The organism is Clostridium chauvoei (assembly GCF_002327185.1).
GTDB classification, from domain to species: Bacteria; Bacillota; Clostridia; order Clostridiales; family Clostridiaceae; genus Clostridium; species Clostridium chauvoei.
In genome coordinates this window covers 834,936-859,519 of the sequence record NZ_CP018624.1, presented here as the reverse complement: position 1 = coordinate 859,519, position 24,584 = coordinate 834,936, and the positions used below count along the sequence as shown (strand labels likewise).

Genomic DNA, 24,584 nt, shown 5'->3' with positions numbered 1-24,584 from the left:
TTATTCTATACATTTAAATAATCTATTTTCTTCTTTAAAATAAATCTCTTCTTTTGATTTATCTATTTGTATTTTTCCACTTGTTGCTTCTATAAATTGTTTTTCTATTTCATCAGATACCTCTATCTCTGCTAATATATTAACCTTAACTTTATCTGAATATTCTACTTCTTCTATATGCCAATTATTTTGTCCACATATATATTGAATTTTTCCTAACATATCGTAATCTATTGTACTTGTTAATTTTATTCCAGATACTTTTTCAACAACTCCACCAGCTTTTAACGCAATTGAAGCTCCTTTTGTATATGCTCTAGTAAGTCCCCCAGCTCCTAATAATATTCCTCCAAAATATCTTGTTACTACTACTGCACAATCTGTAATATCACTTTTTTTCATAACTTCTAATATAGGAATCCCTGCTGTTCCTTGTGGTTCTCCATCATCACTATATCTTTGAATCCCCATGTTTTCTCCAATAACATATGCCCAACAATTATGTCTAGCTTGCTTATGCATACTTTTTATTTCAGCAACAAATTCTTTAGCTTCCTCTTCTGTTTCACATCTCTTTGCATATCCTATAAATTCAGATTTTTTCTCTGTAAATCTATCTTCTCCAAACTCTTTTATAGTTACATACCCCATTACTTTAACTCCTTACTAATAATTTCTATACCTTTTACTATCTTCTCTTCATCAACTTGAGAAAAACCTATTCTAAATGTATAATCTCCATCACTTGGATATCTAAAAAATATTACTCCTGGAGTTATATAAACATCCTTATTCTTTAATAAATAAAATAATTCTTTAGATGTTCTAGATTTATCTTTAAGTTCTAAATAAAAATTTATTCCGCCCTTGGGATCAGTATAATTTACCTTATCTAATAAATGTTGTTCTATTAAAGTTTTCATTAAGTTATATTTCTTTTTACATTCTTCTTTTTGAAAAGCAATATGCCCTTTCCAAAATCCATCTCTTATATATAATTCTAATGCTCTTTGCATAAGACTTGATGTTGCTATATCTGTGTTTATTTTAGAGTTTTGAATATTCTCTCTAAATTCATCTGGGGTTATTATATAGCCCAATCTTATTCCTGGTAAAAATATTTTCGAAAAACTCTTTATATAAATAACCCTATCATTTTTATCTAACTTCTTAAAAGGCTCATGTACATGTCCATCTTCATAAATAAGCTCTGATAAATAATCATCTTCTATAATATAAAAATCATATTTTTCTGCAAGTTCTAATAATTTTAGCTTTTTATCTCTACTATAGCTTATCCCAGTAGGATTATGAAAATAACTCATAGTATAAAAGCATCTAATTTTATTCTTTTTTAATACTTCTTCAAATTCATCAATGTCTATACCATCTTCTTTAATTTTAACTTCAAATATATTGGCTCTTCTCCATTTAAATACCGATAATGCACCTCCATAGGTTGGTTTTTCAACTATTACATTATCATTTATATTTAACATCGCTTTAGATGCTATATCTATTCCTTGTTGAGCTCCTGAAACAATTAATATATTATCCAAATTTAATGAATCATTCCAAAAAGCTTTGTTTATAGTTTTTCTTAGTTCTTCATATCCTAAGGGTTCTTTCATAATTAAAGCATTAGCTCCATCTCTATCTAATACCTTATTAATAACACTTTTAAATTCATCCATAGGGAAGTATACTTGTGTTGAGGTTTCTCCAGTAAAATCTATTATACTTTCTAATTGTTCTTGATTTATTCTCTTAAAACACTTATTATATTCCCTATTAAAAGTAGGTAATATATCTTTTCTCTTAGCATACGTTCCTGATCCTACTTTTTGATAAGCATACCCTTCATTTTTTAATTTTTTATATGCATTTACTATAGTTACATTATTTACATCTAATTCTAAAGCTAAAGTTCTTATAGTAGGTAACTTTTCTCCATCTTGTATTTCCTTATTATCTATAAGCCTTTTTATATTATTTGCTATTTGAATATATTTAGGAACTTCTTCTATAAAGGATATCTTAAAATTAAACTTCATTTTATACCTCTTATTGCAATCAGCAAATTATTTATATGAATATACATTTTCTTCTGTTAAAAGATTTCCAAAAGGATCTTTAAAATCCCTAACAGACTTTAAAATTATATTATTCTTATATAATCTTTTTAATATATTCTCTAACTTTATATCAAAATTTTTAAATATATCATTATTTTGTATTTCATAAGAACTTAAAGGAATGTTTTGTTCTTTTAAAAATTCTAATAATTCCTTAGTTGAATCCTTTAGATTAATATCTACAAAGTCTTCAATATATTTTAATATCTCGTTTATATTATTTACATCTAACTCTTTAAATAAAATCTTATTTACTTTTTCATCAAAAGAATCATTAAAGTTACATGCCATTGTTAATGAATCCTTACTTACACTGAATCCATTCATACTTAAATATAATTTTGAGTAGTTATCTAAAACTCTTATTAATATTTCATAACAAGTATATATTCCTCCATTATGTAAATATTTTTTACAAATCCCTATATCCTTAAGAAGCTTTCCTAGATATACAAGATTCCAGATTTCCTTATCTTTAGATGCTATATACTTTATTTCGCTATAAAATTTTTCTATATCACTATCTTTTGAATATATTAACTTAGAAGACATTAAAGTATCTTTTATAATACTCTTCTTACCTACTTCATTACATAAATTAACAAAGGAATCTTTGCTTAAAAACTTAATATGAATTGGTATAGATAATGATTCTAAATATACATCTCTAACTTCATCAAACTCATCCTTACATAAAACAAATAAATCTATATCTGATTCTTCCCATAAATCTCCTGAAACTATACTTCCAAATACAAATATAGATAAGATATTTTCATTTTTAGTTAATGTATTAGTAATTTCTTTAAATGCTTTTTGATAATCAATTATTGCTCTTGCCATTTAAAATTTACTCCTCTTTTTATTGTATTATAATAATTATTATATGAAAAAACTGCGTTGAAGTCTAATCCTCATCGCAGTAAAAACTATTACAATAGTTATTTATTTGGTCAAAACACTCTTCATCTAAATCAAAAAAATCTGATTCATAACAGTTATCGCTAGGCATATTACACCGTTCAAGGTCATCCTCTATTATTTTTCTATATACGGAATTTCTCTTTTTTAACACTTGAAACATACAGTATATTTCCTTAGTTATTTCATAACTTAAATCTACTGGAAACTTAATTTGCTTCTTTTTAGCAAAAGCTATAGACTGCATACTTTGAGATACAATAGCCATAGACTGAGCTGATTGTGTTAAAAAAAACATCTCGTCTATTAATGGCCTTATTTTTCTATCATAAAATATTCTTTCATCTTCTCCACCAACATTTAAAGAAGCTATATCTGTTTGAAAGGTATTTACTTGCCCTGCTAATGTAGCCATATTATTGAATCTATCATTTAAAGTTTTGCCCTGAGCAGTTTTATTATTAGTAGTACTTTCTGTTGCAGTTTTATTAGCATTAGATGTCCCTTCTCCTGTAGTACTTTCTTTCGAATTATTCTTAGTATTACCTTGAGCTATTTGCTCTCCTTCAATGGATTCAATATTTTCTTCTGAAGTAACATTTTCATCCCCTTGTGTTGGATCAGGATCTCTATGCTTTTTTCCCACTTAATCAACTCCATAAAGTACTTACTACTATTATATTTTTATATTATTGTATTTATTATAAATTCGCTTGATTTATTAAAAGTTTCGTCATCTAATTCAACAAGCATATATGTTCCTTCATTTCTATAGTCCTCTTCAAATACTCTTCCATTTCTATGAAGATATGAGTTCATATCGCTTCTATCATATGGAATTAAATACTCACACTTTTTCATTTTATAAGGAAGTTGTTCCTCTATAATTTTCAAAAGGTTTTCTAAGTTTAATCCTTCTTTAGCTGATATTTCAATTGTATTATATTCCTTGCAAGCTTCCTTTACCACTTGAATTTGTTCTTCTGTGGCTTTATCTATTTTATTTAAAACCAATATAGTATCCTTATCTTTAGCTCCAAGTTCTTCTAATACATCTTCTACTGCCTTTATTTGTTCTAAAGCATAATTAGATGATGTATCTACAACATGACATAATAAATCTGAATATATAACTTCCTCAAGAGTAGATTTAAATGCCTCTACTAAATCATGAGGTAATTTTCTTACAAACCCTACTGTATCTGTAAGAGTTACTACTCCTTTGTTACCTAAAACTATAGCTCTAGTAGTAATATCTAATGTTGCAAATAACATATCTGCTTCAAAAACTTTTTCTTTTTCCTTAGCTTCTTTTTGCGTTGCTATATCGCAAAGCTTATTTCTCAAAGTAGATTTACCGGCATTTGTATATCCTACTAATGATACTTTTGGAATACTCTCTTTGTTTCTTTTTTCTCTTTGTGTTTCCCTTATTTTTTTAATCTTTTTAAGTTCTGCATTTAAATCATATATCGTTTCTCTTATATGTCTTCTATCAGTTTCAAGTTTCTTTTCTCCAGGTCCTCTAGTCCCAATACCTCCTCCTGTTCTTGAAAGTACTGTTCCTAATCCTTGAAGTCTTCCTAATCTATATTTAAGTTGAGCTAATTCTACTTGAATTTTAGATTCCTTACTTCTAGCTCTTCTTGCAAATATCTCTAGTATTAATGTAGTTCTATCTATTACTTTAGCCCCAAGTGCAGCCTCTAAGTTTCTAACTTGTGAACCTGAAAGTTCGTCATCAAAAATAATCAGATTCGCTCTTTCTGTTTGTCTTAAATGAGCTATTTCTAAAACCTTTCCTTTTCCTATATAAAAAGCTGGATCTATTTTACTTCTACTTTGAAAAATCATATCTAAAACTGGAATTTCACAAGCTTTTGTAAGTTCTTTTAATTCTTCAAGACTTTCTTTTGTATCAGAGCCTACTAATATAGCTTTTTCTTCATCTTCTTCTATTATTTCTTTTTCTTTTATTAACCCTTCAATATATTTAATCTTATCTAAAATATTTATTGAAAGAATTTCATCAACAGAAAGATTGTTTTTTTCTTCATAATCTAACATATCATCAGTTATAGTTAACATACCCAATGAACAATCTATAATTTTACCACCGTAAATTCCTACTGCTACTATAGCATCTAATTTTAATTTTAATAAAGCAGTTAAATCTAAAGCTGAGAAATTGCATAAGCCATTTGGATGTGTATGGATTATTCTAACTCCAGATAATCTCTTTTCCTTTATATCTATCATTCCTATTTCAACAGAAGTGGAATCTCCAATTGCTACAGAAACTACTTTTCCTCTTCTATCAACGCCTACACTTACTTCTCTTTCTAAAATAGTAGATATACGAGTTATAGTTTCTAAAATTTCCATGCTAAAGGTTTCATCTTTAAGAACTTTAGTTTTATAAAGATTTTCAAGCTCTTCTAAAAAACACTTTTTTACTCCATCTATATTTCCATATATCATTATTACTTACCTCATTTTCTTTATTTTGCTTTCTTATATATACTTGACAACTTTCATATAATTTTATACTATTAATTAAATATTGTAAATACGTCATTATGCTTTAAAATACTACATTTTGGAGGGTTAAAATATGAATATAGAAAATAAAAAACGTAATATACTTTTTACAGAAGAACAAATTAAAACTAGAATAGCGGAATTAGGAAAAGTTATAACTGAAGAATATAAAGATAAAAAACTTTATGTTTTACCTCTACTTAGAGGAAGCTTTGTGTTTGGAGCTGATATATTCAGAGCATTAGATTGCAAAGCTAAAGTTGGGTTTATGACAACTTCTAGTTATGGTCATGGTGAGCATAGTACTGGTGAAGTTAAAGTAGTTAATGATATTCCTGATAATATAGAAGGTTGGGATGTATTAATTGTTGATGATATAATGGATACAGGATATACTATGGAATTCGTTATAAACTATGTTAAAAGCCGTGGAGCAAATTCAGTTAAAACTTGCGTGCTACTAGATAAGCCTTCAAGAAGAAAAGTAAGCCTTACACCTGACTATTGCTGCTTTGAAATAGAAGATTTATTCGTAGTTGGCTATGGATTAGATTATGAAAGTTTTTATAGAAATGTTCCTTACGTATTTAACTGGGAAAGCTAATTAGAAATTTCTACATATATAATAGGAAACTGTTCCAAAAGAATTTTAAATAATTTTGTTGCAGTTTCTTTTTTTATAAAAAAATACTACTTAATATAACTTAAATGATTTTATAAATTAAGTTTATGCAAAGAAGGTGGATTTTATTTAATCCACCGTTCCCTTTTAACCATTTGGTTATTTTTGTAATAGCCTTTTTATTATTGTTTATTAAATTCCAAGGCTGTATCTGGTATTTTTCCAACTATTATAGTTTCTGCTATAGGAATTTGACAAGTAACTTCTACTTCTTCACTATTTAAAGGTATTATAACTTTCATATTTAATTTTACATTTAAATATATTTTATGCCTTGTCTGATTTATTCCAGCACTTTCAAATACTGACTCGTAATTACTAGATATATTCCCTACTTGCTCCATTTTAATATTTATTTTAGGACCTAAATTATGAGTTACAGAATTGTTAGTCATATATCCCATTGGAATTTTTATACCTAAATTCTCTAATTCATCTATTTTCTTATTACACTCTAAGATTAACTTTGATGAAAGATAATTTAATTTTACAGTATCTGCTCTTACCATGGTAATATTACCTTCATTATCTTTTTCAATTATCATAACGTCATCATAATTAAAATATTTTGAATAAATATCTAATGCAGTTTGTTGTATTATATCTGTTGCTTCTCTCTTCATTTCAATTTCTGCTATATTTATCAATGCTGGCAAAATACTTCTATCAAAAAAATATAATAAAGAATTAAAAACAAAAAATATGGTAATAATGACCAATATAAGCTTTTTATGCTTAATTTTTATATGCTTTTTAGGTTTTTTTGTATAATAGTTCATATTCACCTTTTAGAGTTATTATTTTACTCTTTATATAAATATGCTATAATAAGCTATAATATTTATTTTAATTACATTTACTAAATATAAATTTGTGAGGGAGGAACCGATGGCTAAGAAAGATAATTCTAAACTAGATAAAAGCCAAGCTAAAGCTAAGAAAAATGGTAATAAGAAAAATCAGTCTAAATATAAAAAATTTTTTAAGAGGTTTTTACTCGGAATATTAATAGCCACATTATTATTTTCCGTTGTAGGACTAGGTTATGTTTTTGCAATTATTAAAAGTGCTCCGCCACTTGATGTAAATGCAATATTAAACTTAAGTCAACCTTCTATGCTTTATGATAATAAAGGCCAATACATTGATAATCTTCCAACTGAAGAAGAAAGATATGTACTTGATTTTGATAAAATACCTCAAAATCTTAAAGATGCATGTGTTGCAATAGAAGATGAACGTTTTTACCAACATAAAGGTATTGACATTAGAAGAATATTAGGTGCTCTTTATAGAGATGTTATTTATATTTTCACCGGTGATGGTGGACTTCATGGAGCTTCCACTCTTACTCAGCAACTTATTAAAAATACTGTTTTAACTAATGAAACTACTATAGAAAGAAAAGTTAAGGAAATTTATCTATCTTTAAAACTAGAATCTAAAATTTCTAAAGATGAAATTCTAAAAACATACCTTAATACAATTCCTTTAGGTGGATTAGTTTATGGTGTTCAAGCTGCGTCTCTTTACTACTTTGAAAAACCTGCTGAACAACTAACACTTCCTGAGTGTGCATTTATTGCAGGGCTTACACAAGCTCCAACAACTTATAGTCCTTATAATCCTGAGAACAAGGAAAATCCTGTCAAATATCTTGATAGAACTAAAACTGTTCTTATGAAGATGAGGGATTTAGGATATATAACACAAGCAGAATTTGATGAAGCTTATAAATTTGTAGACAATAATGAATTTGCTTTTTCTCAATCTGAAACAGACTATACTTTAAATTATGAATGGTTTGCTTACCCTGCTGTAGATCAGGTAAAAAAAGATTTGAAAGATAAATATAAATATACAGATGAAGAAATTTCAAAACTTATGGTTAATGGTGGTTTAAAAATATATACTACAATGGATAGAACTATTCAAGATTCTACTCAAGCTATATTAGATAATAGAGATAACCTTTCAATAGATCAATATGCTAACCCTGAGGAATTTGATGAAAATGGAGTTCCACTACTTCAAGCTTCAGCTGTTGTAATGGACTATAGAACTGGTGAAGTTAAAGCATTAATTGGAGGTAGAGGTACTCAACCTGCAAGATCAACTAATAGAGCTTATGATATTTTAAGATCTATTGGATCAACTACAAAACCATTAACAGTTTATGGTCCTGCTATTGATAGCAAGCAATTTACTGCAGCATCCGTTATAGATGATGCTCCATTACCAGCTTCAATCGGTGATCAATATGGTGGATATAGTCCAAATAACTGGAACTTTAAGTTTGATGGTTTAATTACACCACGTGAATCACTTGCATTATCTAAAAATGTTCCTACAGTTATAGTCGAACATACAATTGGAACTAAAACTGGTTTATCTTATGCTCAAAAACTTGGTTTAGTTTATGATGATAGTACTACATTATCAACTTTAGCACTTGGTGAATCTAATGATCCTAGTGAAGGTGGTAATACTTTAATTCTATCAGCAGCCTTTGGTACCTTCGGTAATAAAGGTATTTATACTGAACCAAGACTTTATACAAAAGTTGTAGATGCAACTGGTAAGGTTATATTAGAATCTGAACCGAAGCAAACTCAAGTATTTTCACCGCAAGCTGCATATATAATGCAAGAGTTGCTAAAAGGACCTCTTACTTTTGATGGCGCTAACGCTAAACTTAGTAATGTTCCTGTAATAGGTAAAACTGGTACTACTGAGAAGGTTACTGATTTCCTATTTGAAGGTTTAACACCATATTATTCAGGTGCTGTATGGATTGGATATGATAATCATAGACCTATGGGTGGTGCAAGTTATAGTTCATCAGCTGCTGCCTTATGGGGTAGAGTTATGTCCCCTATTCACGACGGTTTAGAATACAAAGAAATTGCAGAAATGCCTGAAGGTGTTGTAAGTGTTCCTGTGTGTAGAGATTCAGGAAAAAGACCTACAGATCTTTGCTCAAGAGATCCAAGAGGATCTAGAATTCATAATGAGTTATTTATAGCTGGCACAGAACCTACTGGCGTATGTGATGTTCATGTTAGTGCTAAAGTAAATAAAAATAATAATAAATTAGCTACAGAAAATACTCCAAAATCTTTAATTCAAGATAGAGTATTTATAAGAAAAGATAATCCTTATTCAGGAACTGCTGATTATCCATATATACTTCCAACACAAAAGGATGATACAAAACCAGAACCACCAAAAAAAGTGGAAAATCAACATAATAATAACAACAATAATAATACTAATAATAATCCTACTAATCCTGATAATGCTACAGATAATAATGTTGGGGATACCAATAATGATCATGAAAATAACAATGGTAGTGCTGGAGATAATCCTAATGAAAATAATAGAAATCTTCCTCACCCTAATAATAATGAAAGAAATAATTTCTTTAGAGCTAATCCATTATTAACATTAAGAGGATTGTATAATTTAATTTATTAATTTATAGAGCTAGATGTTTTTCTAGCTCTTTTTTATTTTCATTCTAATTATTTCTAAAAAGCCCCTGTTAATCACTTGTATTTTTGAATAAGTTGTCAGTTATCACTTCATCACATTTCAATAAGAGCTTAATTTACACTATAATTATTGCCATTTTTTCTATTTAAAATATTTTTTATGAATTAAATGATTTTTCTTCTTGCAAAATTTCAAATACTATTATAAAATAACTATAGTAAATACGTTATTTAACTTATAATAATTTTATATAAATACTAAGGGGGAAAAAACATGGAATTACTAAACAAGATTATTTTAACCTTTAATGATTTCCTATGGACTTACATACTGATAGCTATGTTAATCGTTATTGGATTATATTTTACTTTTAAAACAAAATTTGTTCAATTTACGAATATTAAAGAAATGTTTAGACTTTTAGGAGATTCTAATAGTGGTGGTGCTAAAAACTCAGTTTCTTCATTCCAAGCATTTTGTATTAGTACTGCTTCAAGAGTTGGTACTGGTAACTTAGCAGGTATCGCTACTGCACTTGCAATTGGTGGTCCTGGTGCAATCTTTTGGATGTGGCTTATTGCATTAATAGGCTCTGCATCAAGTTTTGTTGAATCTACTTTAGCTCAAATTTACAAAGTAAAAGATGGAGATTCATTTAGAGGTGGTCCAGCTTACTACATGGAAAAAGGACTTAAAAAGAAGTGGATGGGAGTATTATTTGCAATACTTATAACTATAACATTTGGTCTTGTATTTAACTCAGTACAAGCAAATACTATCACGCTTGCATTAAATGAATCTTTTGGATTCAATAGAACTATTTTAGGTTTAATACTTACAATATTAACTGTAATCATAATATTTGGTGGAGTTAATAGAGTTGCAAAGGTATCTGGAGTTCTTGTTCCTATAATGGCCGTTGCGTACATAATTGTTGCTTTATTTATAGTTTTAAGAAACTTTAATGAAATTCCTGGAATTTTAAAATTAATTTTTGAAAATGCTTTTGGTGTAGGCCCATTACTTGGTGGTGGTGTTGGTGCTGCTTTAATGCAAGGTATAAAGAGAGGTTTATTCTCAAACGAAGCTGGTATGGGTTCTGCTCCTAATGCAGCTGCTACTGCTTCTGTATCTCATCCTGTTAAACAAGGTTTAATCCAAACATTAGGTGTGTTTACTGATACAATTATAATTTGTAGTTGTACTGCATTTATAATTCTTCTATCTGGTGCTCCACTTGATGGTTCTATAAAAGGTATTCAACTTACTCAAATGGCTCTTACATCACAACTTGGCTCATGGGGTGGAATATTTATTTCAATATGTATATTACTATTTGCCTTTAGTTCAATAGTTGGTAACTACTATTATGGTGAAGCTAATATATCATTTATAACTGATAAAAAAATATATGTTCAATTATATAGATTAGCTGTTGGTTTAATGGTGTTCTTCGGTTCACTAGTTAGTATGGATATAGTTTGGAACTTAGCTGATGTCTTTATGGGACTTATGGCTATAATAAATCTAATACTATATTATTACTAGGTAAAATTGCATTTAAAGCATTAAAGGACTATAACAAACAAAAGAAAGCTGGAATAAAAGATCCAGTGTTTAAATCTTCTTCTATCCCTGAATTAGGAGATGAAGTTGAAGAATGGAAATAAAAATAGAGGATGTTTTCTTAAGCAAACATCCTCTATTTATTTTAATTTACTTTAGGTTTATCTATCCCTTCACTGTTTATACCTATTACTTCTCCTGTGTCTGTGCTTACAAAAATCTTATGTTTTTGAATAATCCCATCTTTATTCTTCGTATCAGCTATAAATATATACGCTAATTTAATTTCATTGTCTTTTACTTTCACATATGCTATTAATGGATCACTATTTATACTCGCTCTACAATCTAGTTTAGAAAAATAATTATATACTATCTCTTTAGCTTTATTACTTTCTATATTAATCTTTGAAAAGTGTTTTATTTCTTCTAATGTAGCATTTGAATATCCATCTAATTCTCCAGTTATCTTATTTATTTTAGCTACTACCTCATAATCATAATAAGGATATCCTTCTTTACACTTGTAAAATACAACAGTGTAAAATTGAGCCATATCTACATCTAATTTTCTTAACTCTTTAAATTTAATTTCTTCGTTAGAAATAGATTTAATATATCTTTCAGCTAATTCTACAGCCTTTTCTTCTTCTATTAATATTGATTTATCGCTAATATCTGCTTCCTTTTTAGAAAATCCTATTACATTATAATCTTTGTCCAAATCCACCCCATAATTTTCTGTAATTATGGTATATTTAATTTTAGGATTATTATTCCCCTCTGCCTTAAGTGGTTTATACTCCATATTCTCTATTTTTACAGTACTATCAATAGCATTTACATTTTGAAGAGTTTTAATAAAATTCTTTGCTGTTTTTATTTCTCGTGATTTATCTCCAATTATAAAATATACAGTAATAAAAATTGCAATTACCAATAATACTGATAACAGCGCAAAACCTATAGTTGTCCTTTTAATTTTCACTCTTATTCCTCCCCCAATAATGAAATCATATTATTCATTATATAGTGTCTATATTATTAAAATAATAGTGATTTTCTATAAGTATATTGTACATTATTTAAACATTAATATAAAGTTTTTTTATATTAATGTTTAAATAATAAAAATGGGCAAAATCTTTTGCCCATTTTTATTAATTTTGTAATTTTAAAATTACTCCCCTAAGTTAAAACCGAATCTTATCTTATTGCTAAAGCACATAATCGATAGTTGTATTAAATTATTTAATACATCCTATTATTTCCTTAATATCTTTTATCCCTTGTGACTTACAGAAATTTTCCATTTCTTCTATGATTTCTTTTCCTGCCATAGGATTTGTAAAGTTTACTGTTCCTATTTGTATAGCTGAAGCTCCTGCCATCATAAATTCTATAGCATCAATTCCATTGCTTATACCACCTAAGCCTATTACTGGTATTTCTACCCTCTTAGCTACTTCATGAACCATTCTTAAAGCTATAGGTTTAACTGCAGGACCTGAAATACCTGCATAAGTATTATTAAATACAGGCTTTCTGTTATAAGGGTCAATAGCAAGTCCTTTTAATGTATTTATCAATGATATAGAATCTGCTCCTGCTTTTTCACACTTAATAGCCATGTCTACTATATCTTCAGCATTTGGAGAAAGTTTAACCATAAGTGGTTTATCTGATATCTTTTTTATTTTAGAAACTATTTCAAAAGCCACATCTGATTTTATTCCAAAGGCCATTCCTCCTGATTTTACATTAGGACATGATATATTTAATTCTAGCATATCTATATCTTGACCTCTTAACTTATCTACTGCCTTTTCATAGTCTTCTATACAGCCTCCACCAACATTTGCTATTATATTTGTTCCTATTTTTTTCATCCTTGGAAGTTCTTCTTTTATAAATTTATCTATCCCTGGATTTTGAAGACCTACAGAATTCATCATTCCTGATGGTGTTTCATAAACTCTTATCCCTTCATTTCCATCTTTAGGGTTTAGAGTAAGCCCCTTTGATGATATACCACCAAGAATACCTACATCATAGAAATTATTATATTCTGATCCAAAGCCAAAAGTTCCTGATGCTGCAATTACTGGATTTTTAAAATCTAAACCATTTATATTTACTTTTAACATAAATTCCTCCTAAGTAATATTATAATTCTACATAATTTCCATCAAATACTGGGCCATCCTTACAGGTTCTTTTATTCCCATCTTTGGTTTTACATGTACATACTAAGCAAGCACCTACTCCACAAGCCATATGTTTTTCCATAGAAACATATACTTTAACTCCTTTAGCTTTACACATTTCAATTACTTTCTTCATCATTACTTCTGGCCCACAACAAAGTACTGTATCATAATTTTCAGGTTTAAGAAGTTCTGTAACAAATCCTTTATGTCCGTGTTTACCTGTATCAGTTGTTATATATACTTCATTTACATATTGTTTTAAGTCATCTATTAAATATATATCATCTCTAAAACCAGCATAAAGATCTATAATCATATGATCATCTTTGTTTCTTAGTTTTTTGGCAAGTTCTAACATTGGTGCAGTTCCAATTCCACCTGATACTAATGCAACTCTCCCAAGATTTTCGTTTGTATCAAATCCATTTCCTAAAGGACCTGTTAAATTTATATAATCATCTTTTTTAAGATTAGAAAATTCTTTTGTTCCAGTTCCTACTACTGCATATACAAAAGTTATGTTTCCAGCTCCTTTTTCACATATACTTATAGGTCTTGGAAGTAATGTTGCTCCATTAAGCTTCAACATATAAAATTGGCCTGCTCTAATTTCATTTTTATCTTCAACAACCATTTTGTATATCCCATTTACTAATTCTTCATTTGAAATCACTCTAGCTTTAGTATAATTCATCTTTCAATCTCTCCCTATTATAATGATTCTACTGCTGTTTTTATCTCATCTCTCATTCTTATAGCTTCTTCTCTTGCACAAAGAGCAAATTCCTTTTCTCTTCCTACTTGCTTCTTATATGCTAAAAGTATAGCTCTTGATGAATTAACAACTCCACCATTACCATTATTTAAATATAAAGCTACATCCTCTGCCTTACCACCTTGTGCTCCATACCCAGGAATTAAGAAAAACATATTTTCAAATCTCTTTCTTATTTCTTTTCCTTCTTCAACATGAGTGCAGCCTATAACTCCTCCAATTGCTGAATATCCACATTCTCCTTTAATTTCTTTTGAAAGTTCCATAAGTTTATCTCCAACTACTGTATAAACTTTTCTTCCATCTACAGAATCTATATTTTCAATATCTTCTGCCCCTTTATTAGATGTTCTAACAAGTGAAAATACACCTTTATTCCCAGTCTTCATATAAGGTAAATATGGTTCTATACTATCCATTCCCATATATGGACTTAGAGTTATAAAATCTGCTTCAAAATCTCCTTCAAAATGAGCTTTAGCATATTGACTAGCAGTTGCTGCTATATCTCCTCTTTTAATATCAGCAATTATAATAGCATCCTTTTCTCTTAAATAATCTAAAGTTTCTTTATATGCCATCATTCCTTTTAATCCTAATGCTTCATAGTAAGCAATTTGAACTTTAAAGCAGGCAGCTACATCTAAAGTAGCATCTATAATTTGTTTATTAAATTCAACTAAAGCTTCAATTTCATTTTTTCCTTCAAAAAGATGTTTAGGTATATAAGAAAGTGAAGTATCTAATCCTACACAAACCACTCCTCTTTCTGCTACTCTATTAAATAATTTATCTATTATATTACTTCTCATCAATAAATCCCCCTATTTCTTATATAGTACCTTTCCGCCTTTTATAGTCATTTGAATTTCTCCATAAAACTCCATTCCTTCAAATGGTGTATTTTTCCCTTTTGAATGGAAATCTTTTGAAGATACTTTTATCTTTTTATCTAAATCTATTAATACCAAATCTCCATCTAATCCAATGCTAATTTTTCCTTTATTCATTCCTAGTATTTCGGCTGGATTCTTTGACATTATTTCACTTAATTTATTTATTCCTATAACCTTATTAAAAACTAAATTTGTATAACATATTGAAAAAGCAGTTTCAAGTCCTACCATTCCTGGTGAGCCTTTCTTCTTATCTTCTTCTGTATGAGGTGCATGATCTGTTCCTATACAATCTACCACCCCTTGTTTTATTGCTTTTAATATATAATCTACATCCTCTTTTTCTCTTATAGGTGGATTTACTCTATAATTACTAATATTGCTTGTTAATGCTATATGATGTGGAGTAACTTCACAAGTTACATTTACCCCTTCGTCTTTTGCATCTTTTATATATTTAATAGCTTCTTTAGTACTTACATGCGCCATATGCAATCTAGCTTTACTTTCCTTAGCTAAAGCTAGATCTCTTAACGTCATCATATTTTCTGCCATTCTCATATCAGTTTTTGAAAAATTATGATCCTCTGCATGAGACATTATAATCCAATTATTTTCTTTAGCTATTTTCATTGCTTTATACATAACAAAAGAATCCATAACTCCAACACCATCATCTGATATTGCCTTAACTTCTTTATCATCTTTTAAATCATATAAATGATCTAAAGTTTTTCCATCAAATTTATTAGTTACAGATACACATTGATGAATATCTATTAACCCTAATCTCTTTGAACGACTTCTAACTTCCTCTAGCACATCTTTATTTGAACATATAGGAGATGTATTTGCCATTAGACATACTCCTGTATACCCACCTCTTAAAGCTGCTTTTGAACCCGTTTCTATATCTTCTTTATAGGTAAGACCTGGTTCTCTAAAATGTGCATGCGTATCTATAAATGCTGGCATTACTGTAAATCCCCTTGCATCTATAACCTCCACATTATCTATTTTTAACGACTTTCCAATCTCTTTAATTTTTCCATTTTCTATATAGATATCTCCATGAAAATTCTGTATAGCATCTATTACATTTGCATTTTTAACTAATAAATTCATCTCTTATATACCTCTTTCCTATATTTTTCTTATATAATCACAATATTCACATCTATAGGTAGCACTTTTTTCATCTACTAATTTAAATGAATGTTTAATATACTTTTCATCTAAAGTTATACATCTTGGGTTATTGCACTTTATAATGTCTACAACCCTTGTTGGTAATTGAGGTTTAAATTTATTTTTTATCTCTCCATCTTTAACTTCATTTATTGTCAAATCAGGAGATAGTATTCCCAATATTGTATAATTTATATATTTTGAATTTTCAATTTTTATTATATCTTTTTTTCCTAATGTCCTACTATCTGCATTTATTATTAAAGCAACTTGGTTCTTTTGATTTTCAAGTTTTAAATAATTAAAAATTTTTATTCCTACTCCAGCTTTTATATGATCTATAACTAACCCATTTTTAATACTTGTTATTTGTAACATTATGCAACCTCCAAAAGTTTAGCGATTAAAGCCATTCTTACATACATACCGTATTCTGCTTGTTTAAAATATGCTGCTCTTTTATCATTATCTACTTCTATATCAATCTCATTTACTCTTGGTAATGGATGCATAACTATCATATCTTCTTTAGCTAAGTTCATCTTATCCATATCTAATATATAACTATCTTTCAATCTTAAATATTCTTCTTCATTGAAGAATCTTTCCTTTTGAATTCTAGTCATATATAAAATATCAAGTTCTTCTATAACCTCTTCAAGCTTTTCAACTTCTTTAAATTCTATATTATTCTTTTTTAATATTTCTTCTCTTATATACTCTGGTATTGCTAATTCTTTAGGTGATATTAAAATAAACTTATTATTTTTATATCTTGACATAGCTTTTATTAAAGAATGTACCGTTCTTCCATTTTTTAAATCACCACATATACCTAATGTATGATTCTCTAATCCTTTTTTTAGGGATTCTATTGTTAAAAGATCTGTTAAAGTTTGAGTTGGATGTTGATGTCCTCCATCACCTGCATTAATTACTGGAACCTTTGAATACATACTAGCTACTCTTGCAGAGCCTTCTTTTGGATGTCTCATTGCTATTATATCGGAATAAATAGAAACCATTTTGATAGTGTCAGCTAAAGTTTCTCCCTTTGCTGCTGAGCTTGAGTTTGGTTCTGAAAAACCTAAAATCTTTCCACCTAATCTCATCATAGCTGCTTCAAAACTAAATCTTGTTCTAGTACTTGGTTCATAGAAAAGTGTTGCTAATATTTTGCCTTGGCAAATATCTGAAAATTTATTTGGATTTGTTATTATTTGATGTGATAATTTGAATATTTCGTTTAGTTGGTCTAAATTAAAATCCATTGGATCTATTAAATGTTTGTTTTTCATAATAAATACACTCCTTGTTAACATCTCTGTGTTAAATTTAAAGGTTGAAGTTCTATTAATTTCTATAAAAAAAGCCTTCCTATATTTATAGGAAGGCATAGTTAGTCCTTGTTTATATGGATTAATATAACTTCCTTGTTAATCTCTCGGATCAACTTAAAGGTTAATCTATTTTTTATAAGGATAACAATTATTTCATCTATTGTCAATAACAATTAATCCCATAAATTTAACAATTACAAAAAATAACTTTAATATTTATTTATATAATGGACATACTTTTAATATAACTAAAGTGAGGTGACATAAATGAAAATCCGTAAATTTTTAATAATATTCTTCTTATCAGTTTTATGCTTATCTAAACCAACTTTTGCTGAAGAAATTAAAGCACAAACATTAAACTCCGTTGAATATAAAATTCCTATTTCTAATGTCTATAAAGAAGGGATTTATAGGTTTGATATTACTTGTACTCATTGTACAGCTAATGTTAGGCTTCTCTCTAACGATAAGCCCGCTGTTATACTAATTATTAATGAAGATCATACCGAAAGATTATTTCAAAAATGTAGTGATAGTTCTATTACTTTAAATGTTGGAAAATTAACAAATAAGGACACTGTAGTTATAGTTGGTGAAGGAGAATTTTTCATAAATTTCATAAAATAATTTTGCTATATAAAAAGGAGAATTTTAAAAATTCTCCTTTTTATATAGCAAAATTATAATTTTTATAAATTTTAATGCCATTTATTCATAAGATTATCCCACATCATCTTTCCACACTTCGCAAGAGTAACTGTTCCATAAACACTATTTGGTATGTTCATCGACATTATTGTAAATGCAAAGTTACCTTTAGATAATTGAATTAATTCAGTATCATTTTCAACTCCATTTTTATCGCCAGTTTTACTTGAAATTTCATACTTTAAATCATCTGGAATATATAAAGCTAATTTATTTTTTATCTGCTGTCTTCTTAGTATATCTATAAGCATTTGGCTATTATCTGCATTTAAAAAAGTCCCTTTATATAAATGCTTCCATATTTTTGACAAATCACTTGCTGTAGTAATATTCTCCACTTCATTTTTAGGTTTTCTTTCGTCAGTGGTCTTTCTGTTTAAGGTAGTATTTTTTAGTCCCATCTCTTGGATATCTTTGTTTATTTGTTCCATTCCTATAATATCTATAATCTTATTTGCAGCTGTATTATCACTTTGAATAAGCATAGCTACTAACAATTCAAATACCGTATATTCTCTTTCATTAAATTCATGAATAATTCCTGTTCCATAGACTTTGTCTTTTCCATCTATTTTTATCTTATCCATAAAATCTACTTTACCATGTTCTACAGCACTTATTAATGAAACTGCTATAGGAAGCTTCATACAGCCAGCAGCAACCATTTTAACGTTTTCATTGTATCCATAAATGAACCCGCTTTTTAAATCCTCAAAGAAAAATCCATATGTTCCTATTCTTGACTCTAAGTATTTTTTTATCTCCTTCATAATACCCTCCAGCTTTCTTTTATATAATCTGCCTATCTAAAGTATATCATATTTTCAGAAAATTTTGAAGTCTTAACAAAAAACTTTTTTTATCTCTACTGTGAATAAAAAAATAAAAATAGAACCAAGATATTTCTGGTTCTATTTTTGTAATATATATTAATCTGCAAATGAAATTCCTATCTTCTTTGCAATTTGAACTAACTCTCCTTCTGGATTAACTAGTTTTGATTTTTGCCCAATTACATTTTCTAAACTATCACTTGATATTTTATTACCCTTTAAACATACCATTTCCCCAAACTTTCCTTGATTCATTAATTCTACAGCAGCAACTCCATACCTTGTTGATAAAATTCTATCAAAAGTTGAAGTGTTCCCACCTCTTTGAATATGACCAAGTACTGTACACCTTACTTCTTTGTCTGGAACTAATTTTTCTAAATCTGCGGCTAATTTATTTCCTATTCCACCTAATCTTATAGGATCTGGGCTATCTTTAACTATTTTAGATACTACTACCTCTCCATTTTTAGGTTTTGCTCCTTCAGCAACAACTATTATGCTAAACCTCTTCCCTTGAGCTTCTCTTTCTTCTATTTTTTCAACTATTTTATTTATATCATATGGTAATTCTGGTAAAAGAATTACATCAGCTGAACCTGCTATTCCTGATTCTAGAGCAATCCAACCAGCTCCTCTTCCCATAACTTCACAAAGCATTATTCTATGATGTGATTCTGCTGTTGTATGAAGTCTATCAAGTGCTTCTGTAGCTACATCTATAGCTGTATTAAATCCAAATGTAACATCCGTTGATGCTAAATCATTATCTATTGTTTTAGGAACTCCTATTACTTTAACACCTTTTCTAGCAAAATCTCTAGCTGAAGTTAATGTACCATCCCCCCCAATAACTACTAATACATCAACACCCTCTTTTTTTAGGTTTTCTACTGCAACATCAGATACGTCTTTTTTTACTAAAACTCCATTTTCTTCTATCTGATAATCAAATAAATTATCTTTATTAGAACTATATAGAATTGTTCCACCTCTATGAAGTATTCCTGATACACTATCTAGGGTTAGAGGTACGTAATCATTGTTATATAGTCCTCTATATCCAAACTTGTATCCTATTACTTCTATTCCGTAATTTAATATTGCGGTTCTAGTTACTGCTCTAATAACTGCGTTTAATCCAGGACAGTCTCCACCACCTGTTAATAGTGCTATTTTTTTGATTTCTCCTGCCATTTGAAAATCCCCCTCACCCAAATACGCTTATATTCTTTGAATTGACATTATTTTTATAATTTTCTGTAAATTCAAATCGAAATAATATCTAAATGTTTTCTATTAATATAATAGCATAAAGGATAAAAAGTTAAAAGAAAAAATTTCTTTTACTGTAATTTTTTTTATTTTAAAATCATAATTTATAACAAAAAAGGGACTTGATTTAACAAATCCCTTTTTTCTTATATAACTAAAGATACAATTCCTAATGTAGATAATATTAATAATATTACTCCTGCTATAATTCTATATATAGCAAATACTCTCATCGGCTTTTTCTTTAAGTAACTTACGAACATTTCCATAACTACTAAAGAAACTATAAATGCTACTATAAAACCTACTACTAAAGCTATTATATATGTTTTATTCATAATTGAAAAATCAAATTTTAATAAATCAACCCCTGTTGATCCTACCATAGCTGGTATTGCTAAGAAAAATGAAAACTCAGCAGCAACTGGTGTTGATAACCCTGCAATCCAACCTCCCATTATTGTTGATGCACTTCTTGACATCCCTGGCCACATTGATAAAACTTGAAATACTCCAACTTTTAACGCTTGCATTGGTGTTAAATCAAAAACATCTGTAGTTGGTACTTTACCCTTTTTAGACATTTTATTTCTAAACTTATTTTCAATAACTAATAATAAGACACCACCAATAATAAATGCTACTACAACCGCTGACGGCTTAAATAATTCTTTTATTTTATCATGGAAAAGTAATCCTATTACACCTGCTGGTAATGATGCTACTATTACATTAATCCCAAATTTAAATCCTTTCTCACCTTTTTTACCTAAAGTAAAAATATAAGTAAAGAATTCTACTATTGAATACCATAATTTTCCCCAGTATAAAACTACAACTGCTAAAATTGCACCTAATTGTATTACCACTTCAAACATTTTTGCAAACTCTACGTGGTTTCCTGAGTTGAAACCTATTAGACTTCCAAATAAAATCATATGCCCCGTTGATGATACTGGTACAAATTCAGTTAATCCTTCAATTATAGCTATAAATATAGCTTTAAGTATATAAATTAAATCTAATCCCATACTTTAACCTCTCCTTCTAACGATATATGTTTTTAAAACAAGTTATATTATACATAGATTGACCACTTATGTCTATTCTTTATAATCTATAACTATTTTAGATACTGTATTTTTTCCATCTATTGATAATTCTATTGTGTTTTCTCCTGGCTTTAGTACTATATCTGAATATTTTTTAATTAGTTTATAGTCACCATTATTTTCTTTTATATAGTACTCATTCATTATTGATCCGTTTTTAAAAGCTCCTACTATTAATGCTTTCTCTTTGCTTTCTTCTGTTTCATTTTTGTCATCTTTTTTCATTAAAATTATATAAGCTTTTTTATCTTCTTCCTTTATATTATCTATAGGATTTTTATTAATTAATTCTAGTTCCTCAGTATATATTGTAGGTTTTAAATATGTTCCTTTAAAATCTAATGTTATACTATCTGTTCCTTTTATATATGTAATATAACTATTGCTCTTTTTCATTTCTACTGTATTATCTATTGCTACTGTATAACTTTCTAACGATTTTTTTAATTTATACATATAATCTTTTTGACTACTTTTACCAGTATATTTTAACATTCTAATATCATTTCCTAAAAGTTCTGTAGCACTACATAAAAATCCTTGATTCTCAAAATAACCATAATCAATAAAATCTACCATTATCCATTTGTTATCTGATTTACTCCAATATTCTACCACATAATAATTACTTTGTTTCTTAATATTTCCTGTAGATTTTCTAAACTCACCAACTCTTGCATCTAAGTCTAAACATTTTAGAAAATCTCTTGTTATTATTGCCATATCTCTTGCAGATGTCTTTTTTGAATTTCCCTTTTCTTGTATGATATCGTACGCATTAATCCCTTGGCTATTTGGTACATCATCAAAAGTTACAATATTGTTTACATATTCTACAGCCTTTAAGACTTTCTTAATTGTTGTATCTTCCTTTGATGTAGCTTCTTTTATTTTGTACATATCATTTAATTCTTTTATTTTAGGATTTTTACTTTCACTAAAATGAAAGGCTATATTTTTTTCATTATATAGGTTGTCCCACTCTACTATACTGAACTTATTTTTCCCATTTTGTAGACTTATAAATATAGATATTCCAACAATTATACAAATTACAATTGCTCCTATAATTATATTTTTAAATTTCTTCATAAATTATCACCTCTAAAAATTACATATATTTCTTATAATAACATAAAAAGTGCCCTATGGCACTTTTTAATAAAATAATATGAATTCATCAATTTCTATTTGTGGTTCATTTCCATTTTGATATCTATCATATATTTTTTTAGCTTTATTATAATTTTCTGTTAAAGACTTTTGCATATCTATCCTAGATATTTTAATTAAATTATCATATGCTTCTTGCATATTATCCATACCTCTTTCAATATCACCTTCAACTGCAAAATAATAGCAAGCTGCATTGTTTAATGCTAACATATCATTTTCATCCATTGAATAGGCAAGTCTTATTTCTTCCATACCTTCTTCAAACAACTCTTTTTCTAAATATAATGCTCCTAACATTCTATGATATTTACCAACACCATCGCTTATATTAATTGCCTTTTTAATACTATTCATTGCTTCTTTTATATTGTTTTCTGCAATATATAAATTAGCTAAATTATAAGTAGCTTCACTATCATTGTTTTTCATAGCTAATGATATATTATATATGTTCTTAGCTTTTTCTTTATCTATTGATACGCTACTATAATAATCTGCAATACTATTCATAATATTATAGTTAAAAGGCTCTTTTTCTATTGCAGTTCTAAGATATGGTTCTGCTAATTTTATATCACCTTTTTTGATCATTATTTTAGGAATTAATAATCCGTAAATTTCAGCACAATCTCCATTTTTAACAATACTTTTTTTAGCTAATTCAAAAGACTTATCATACTGACCTTCTATATAATACTCCCAAGATAAAATAGCATCTGATACATAGGATTCTTTATCTTGTTCTATTATTTCATCTATAGTTTCTTTCATTTCTTTTTGTTTCTTAGTTTTATTATATACTTCAACTTTTAAAAGTCTTAAATTATTATTTTCTTCATCTTCTAATTTATCTAATATTTTTTCAGCTTTATTTACTTCTTCATTACCTAAATACCCTTGAGCTAACCATATTTTGTATTTAATTTCATTAGGATTTTCTTTAGATAATTTATTTAATTTTTCTATTATAGTTTTTCTATCACATTGTGGTATTTGATATATAACTTTATATATACTAACATCATTTGAATTTAAAGCCCACGCTTTACTTAAGGCATCAATACCTTTATCAAATTTATTTATAAACATGTACATTTCAGCAGCTGTTGAATAGTCATACGCTTCTTTATTATTCAATATATATGTATCTACCATTTCTTCAGCTTTATTATATTTACTATTTGCCATATAAACAGCTGTCATAGTTTTAAGCATTTGTTTATCATTAATATAATCTTGTAAATGACTTTCTCCTAATGTTAAAGCTTCTTCTTTTTCATTATTCATTAAAAAGGTTAAAATAACATTGTTCATTAATTTTGAATCTTTATCCTGATACTCTTTTAAACCTTTTTCTTTTATTATCTTATCTCTCTTAACTACAGATTCCTTCAATATAGTATTAGATCTATCACGGTCACCTTTAAGTGAATAAATCTCTGCTATCTTAACATTCCAGCTTGGCCATCCTTCATCTTTTTGTAATATTTTAAATTCTTCTATTGCTTTATCATATTCGCCTTTATAAAATAATTCTTCTGCTATATTTTTCGTAAATGTAGTATCATTGCCTTCACTTTGTCCCTTAATTGTTAATATAATACTAAGCACTATCATTATTGATAATGATATAACCAAAATTGGTTCTATATAAGGAAATTTATTATATATATATTTGTAAGATGAACTTACCTTTTTTATAAACGATTTCATAGTTATCCCTCA

At 28.0% G+C, this 24,584-nt stretch carries 21 protein-coding genes and 1 pseudogene; 4 read left to right on the top strand and 18 right to left on the bottom strand.

What is annotated here, in order from left to right; translation table 11 throughout:
* The 5 genes from BTM21_RS04020 to hflX all read right to left on the bottom strand — a co-directional run bounded on the left by BTM21_RS04020 (position 1) and on the right by hflX (position 5,537).
* Entirely contained in the window at positions 1-651 is a 651-nt protein-coding gene (locus BTM21_RS04020; RefSeq protein ID WP_021876004.1) for a YigZ family protein, read from the bottom strand.
* Positions 651-2,054 (bottom strand): MocR-like pyridoxine biosynthesis transcription factor PdxR, encoded by a 1,404-nt coding sequence (pdxR, locus tag BTM21_RS04015; protein WP_096145347.1) that lies wholly within the window; start codon positions 2,052-2,054, stop codon positions 651-653. The genes BTM21_RS04020 and pdxR overlap by 1 nt, the downstream gene beginning before the upstream one ends.
* Positions 2,055-2,081: 27 nt before the next feature.
* Positions 2,082-2,978 (bottom strand): nucleotidyltransferase domain-containing protein, encoded by an 897-nt coding sequence (locus BTM21_RS04010; protein ID WP_021876006.1) that lies wholly within the window; start codon positions 2,976-2,978, stop codon positions 2,082-2,084.
* A 64-nt stretch (positions 2,979-3,042) separates the two neighbouring features.
* Positions 3,043-3,702 (bottom strand): hypothetical protein, encoded by a 660-nt coding sequence (locus BTM21_RS04005; RefSeq protein WP_021876007.1) that lies wholly within the window; start codon positions 3,700-3,702, stop codon positions 3,043-3,045.
* 38 nt (positions 3,703-3,740) lie between these two features.
* Positions 3,741-5,537 (bottom strand): GTPase HflX, encoded by a 1,797-nt coding sequence (gene hflX, locus BTM21_RS04000; RefSeq protein ID WP_021876008.1) that lies wholly within the window; start codon positions 5,535-5,537, stop codon positions 3,741-3,743.
* A gap of 139 nt (positions 5,538-5,676) precedes the next feature.
* Here hflX and hpt point away from each other — a divergent pair, with 139 nt between their 5' ends.
* Positions 5,677-6,201, top strand: coding sequence for a hypoxanthine phosphoribosyltransferase (gene hpt / locus BTM21_RS03995; protein ID WP_079481849.1), 525 nt, complete (start codon positions 5,677-5,679; stop codon positions 6,199-6,201).
* A 200-nt stretch (positions 6,202-6,401) separates the two neighbouring features.
* Here the strand turns inward: hpt and yunB are convergent, their stop codons facing one another.
* The gene (gene yunB / locus BTM21_RS03990) at positions 6,402-7,058 is read right to left on the bottom strand and encodes a sporulation protein YunB (RefSeq protein ID WP_079481453.1); all 657 of its coding nucleotides are present in this window, start codon (positions 7,056-7,058) and stop codon (positions 6,402-6,404) included.
* Between the two features lie 109 nt (positions 7,059-7,167).
* Here yunB and BTM21_RS03985 point away from each other — a divergent pair, with 109 nt between their 5' ends.
* Together BTM21_RS03985 and BTM21_RS03980 are read left to right on the top strand one after the other, a co-directional pair.
* Positions 7,168-9,759: a transglycosylase domain-containing protein gene (locus BTM21_RS03985; RefSeq protein ID WP_021876011.1), complete on the top strand. Its 2,592-nt coding sequence runs from the start codon at positions 7,168-7,170 to the stop codon at positions 9,757-9,759.
* 291 nt (positions 9,760-10,050) lie between these two features.
* A pseudogene (locus BTM21_RS03980) lies at positions 10,051-11,447 on the top strand (alanine/glycine:cation symporter family protein).
* Positions 11,448-11,488: 41 nt separating this feature from the next.
* Here BTM21_RS03980 and BTM21_RS03975 read toward each other — a convergent pair.
* The 7 genes from BTM21_RS03975 to pyrB all read right to left on the bottom strand — a co-directional run bounded on the left by BTM21_RS03975 (position 11,489) and on the right by pyrB (position 17,713).
* Positions 11,489-12,331 (bottom strand): hypothetical protein, encoded by an 843-nt coding sequence (locus BTM21_RS03975; protein WP_079481455.1) that lies wholly within the window; start codon positions 12,329-12,331, stop codon positions 11,489-11,491.
* A gap of 259 nt (positions 12,332-12,590) precedes the next feature.
* Positions 12,591-13,490 (bottom strand): dihydroorotate dehydrogenase, encoded by a 900-nt coding sequence (locus BTM21_RS03970; RefSeq protein WP_021876014.1) that lies wholly within the window; start codon positions 13,488-13,490, stop codon positions 12,591-12,593.
* A gap of 19 nt (positions 13,491-13,509) precedes the next feature.
* Positions 13,510-14,247: a dihydroorotate dehydrogenase electron transfer subunit gene (locus tag BTM21_RS03965; protein WP_021876015.1), complete on the bottom strand. Its 738-nt coding sequence runs from the start codon at positions 14,245-14,247 to the stop codon at positions 13,510-13,512.
* A 17-nt stretch (positions 14,248-14,264) separates the two neighbouring features.
* On the bottom strand, positions 14,265-15,140 hold the full coding sequence (gene pyrF, locus BTM21_RS03960; RefSeq protein WP_021876016.1) for an orotidine-5'-phosphate decarboxylase: 876 nt from the start codon (positions 15,138-15,140) through the stop codon (positions 14,265-14,267).
* 12 nt (positions 15,141-15,152) lie between these two features.
* A complete protein-coding gene (locus BTM21_RS03955; RefSeq protein WP_021876017.1) occupies positions 15,153-16,349 on the bottom strand; it encodes a dihydroorotase in 1,197 nt (398 codons plus the stop codon).
* An 18-nt stretch (positions 16,350-16,367) separates the two neighbouring features.
* Positions 16,368-16,790 (bottom strand): aspartate carbamoyltransferase regulatory subunit, encoded by a 423-nt coding sequence (locus BTM21_RS03950; RefSeq protein WP_021876018.1) that lies wholly within the window; start codon positions 16,788-16,790, stop codon positions 16,368-16,370.
* Positions 16,790-17,713: an aspartate carbamoyltransferase gene (pyrB, locus tag BTM21_RS03945; protein ID WP_193433060.1), complete on the bottom strand. Its 924-nt coding sequence runs from the start codon at positions 17,711-17,713 to the stop codon at positions 16,790-16,792. Before pyrB ends, BTM21_RS03950 begins: the two co-directional genes overlap by 1 nt.
* A gap of 306 nt (positions 17,714-18,019) precedes the next feature.
* Between pyrB and BTM21_RS03940 the strand changes: the two genes are divergently transcribed.
* The gene (locus BTM21_RS03940; RefSeq protein WP_021876020.1) at positions 18,020-18,382 is read left to right on the top strand and encodes a hypothetical protein; all 363 of its coding nucleotides are present in this window, start codon (positions 18,020-18,022) and stop codon (positions 18,380-18,382) included.
* Between the two features lie 71 nt (positions 18,383-18,453).
* Here BTM21_RS03940 and BTM21_RS03935 read toward each other — a convergent pair whose 3' ends face one another.
* The 5 genes from BTM21_RS03935 to BTM21_RS03915 form a co-directional block, all read right to left on the bottom strand.
* On the bottom strand, positions 18,454-19,233 hold the full coding sequence (locus BTM21_RS03935; protein WP_021876021.1) for a serine hydrolase: 780 nt from the start codon (positions 19,231-19,233) through the stop codon (positions 18,454-18,456).
* Between the two features lie 159 nt (positions 19,234-19,392).
* Positions 19,393-20,493, bottom strand: a complete 1,101-nt coding sequence (locus BTM21_RS03930) for a 6-phosphofructokinase (protein WP_079481456.1) — start codon at positions 20,491-20,493, stop codon at positions 19,393-19,395.
* A 224-nt stretch (positions 20,494-20,717) separates the two neighbouring features.
* On the bottom strand, positions 20,718-21,602 hold the full coding sequence (locus BTM21_RS03925) for an undecaprenyl-diphosphate phosphatase (protein WP_021876023.1): 885 nt from the start codon (positions 21,600-21,602) through the stop codon (positions 20,718-20,720).
* Positions 21,603-21,674: 72 nt separating this feature from the next.
* Positions 21,675-22,775: a hypothetical protein gene (locus tag BTM21_RS03920; RefSeq protein ID WP_021876024.1), complete on the bottom strand. Its 1,101-nt coding sequence runs from the start codon at positions 22,773-22,775 to the stop codon at positions 21,675-21,677.
* 66 nt (positions 22,776-22,841) lie between these two features.
* On the bottom strand, positions 22,842-24,572 hold the full coding sequence (locus BTM21_RS03915) for a tetratricopeptide repeat protein (protein ID WP_079481457.1): 1,731 nt from the start codon (positions 24,570-24,572) through the stop codon (positions 22,842-22,844).
* Positions 24,573-24,584: the final 12 nt, after the last annotated feature.

Bases quoted from the DNA above. Each gene is read 5' to 3' on its own strand.
- BTM21_RS04020 (WP_021876004.1), bottom strand. From the start codon at position 651: ATGGGGTATGTAACTATAAAAGAGTTTGGAGAAGATAGATTTACAGAG.
- pdxR (WP_096145347.1), bottom strand. From the start codon at position 2,054: ATGAAGTTTAATTTTAAGATATCCTTTATAGAAGAAGTTCCTAAATAT.
- BTM21_RS04010 (WP_021876006.1), bottom strand. From the start codon at position 2,978: ATGGCAAGAGCAATAATTGATTATCAAAAAGCATTTAAAGAAATTACT.
- hflX (WP_021876008.1), bottom strand. From the start codon at position 5,537: ATGATATATGGAAATATAGATGGAGTAAAAAAGTGTTTTTTAGAAGAG.
- yunB (WP_079481453.1), bottom strand. From the start codon at position 7,058: ATGAACTATTATACAAAAAAACCTAAAAAGCATATAAAAATTAAGCAT.
- BTM21_RS03985 (WP_021876011.1), top strand. From the start codon at position 7,168: ATGGCTAAGAAAGATAATTCTAAACTAGATAAAAGCCAAGCTAAAGCT.
- BTM21_RS03970 (WP_021876014.1), bottom strand. From the start codon at position 13,490: ATGTTAAAAGTAAATATAAATGGTTTAGATTTTAAAAATCCAGTAATT.
- BTM21_RS03965 (WP_021876015.1), bottom strand. From the start codon at position 14,247: ATGAATTATACTAAAGCTAGAGTGATTTCAAATGAAGAATTAGTAAAT.
- pyrF (WP_021876016.1), bottom strand. From the start codon at position 15,140: ATGAGAAGTAATATAATAGATAAATTATTTAATAGAGTAGCAGAAAGA.
- BTM21_RS03955 (WP_021876017.1), bottom strand. From the start codon at position 16,349: ATGAATTTATTAGTTAAAAATGCAAATGTAATAGATGCTATACAGAAT.
- BTM21_RS03950 (WP_021876018.1), bottom strand. From the start codon at position 16,790: ATGTTACAAATAACAAGTATTAAAAATGGGTTAGTTATAGATCATATA.
- BTM21_RS03940 (WP_021876020.1), top strand. From the start codon at position 18,020: ATGAAAATCCGTAAATTTTTAATAATATTCTTCTTATCAGTTTTATGC.
- BTM21_RS03935 (WP_021876021.1), bottom strand. From the start codon at position 19,233: ATGAAGGAGATAAAAAAATACTTAGAGTCAAGAATAGGAACATATGGA.
- BTM21_RS03930 (WP_079481456.1), bottom strand. From the start codon at position 20,493: ATGGCAGGAGAAATCAAAAAAATAGCACTATTAACAGGTGGTGGAGAC.
- BTM21_RS03925 (WP_021876023.1), bottom strand. From the start codon at position 21,602: ATGGGATTAGATTTAATTTATATACTTAAAGCTATATTTATAGCTATA.
- BTM21_RS03920 (WP_021876024.1), bottom strand. From the start codon at position 22,775: ATGAAGAAATTTAAAAATATAATTATAGGAGCAATTGTAATTTGTATA.
- BTM21_RS03915 (WP_079481457.1), bottom strand. From the start codon at position 24,572: ATGAAATCGTTTATAAAAAAGGTAAGTTCATCTTACAAATATATATAT.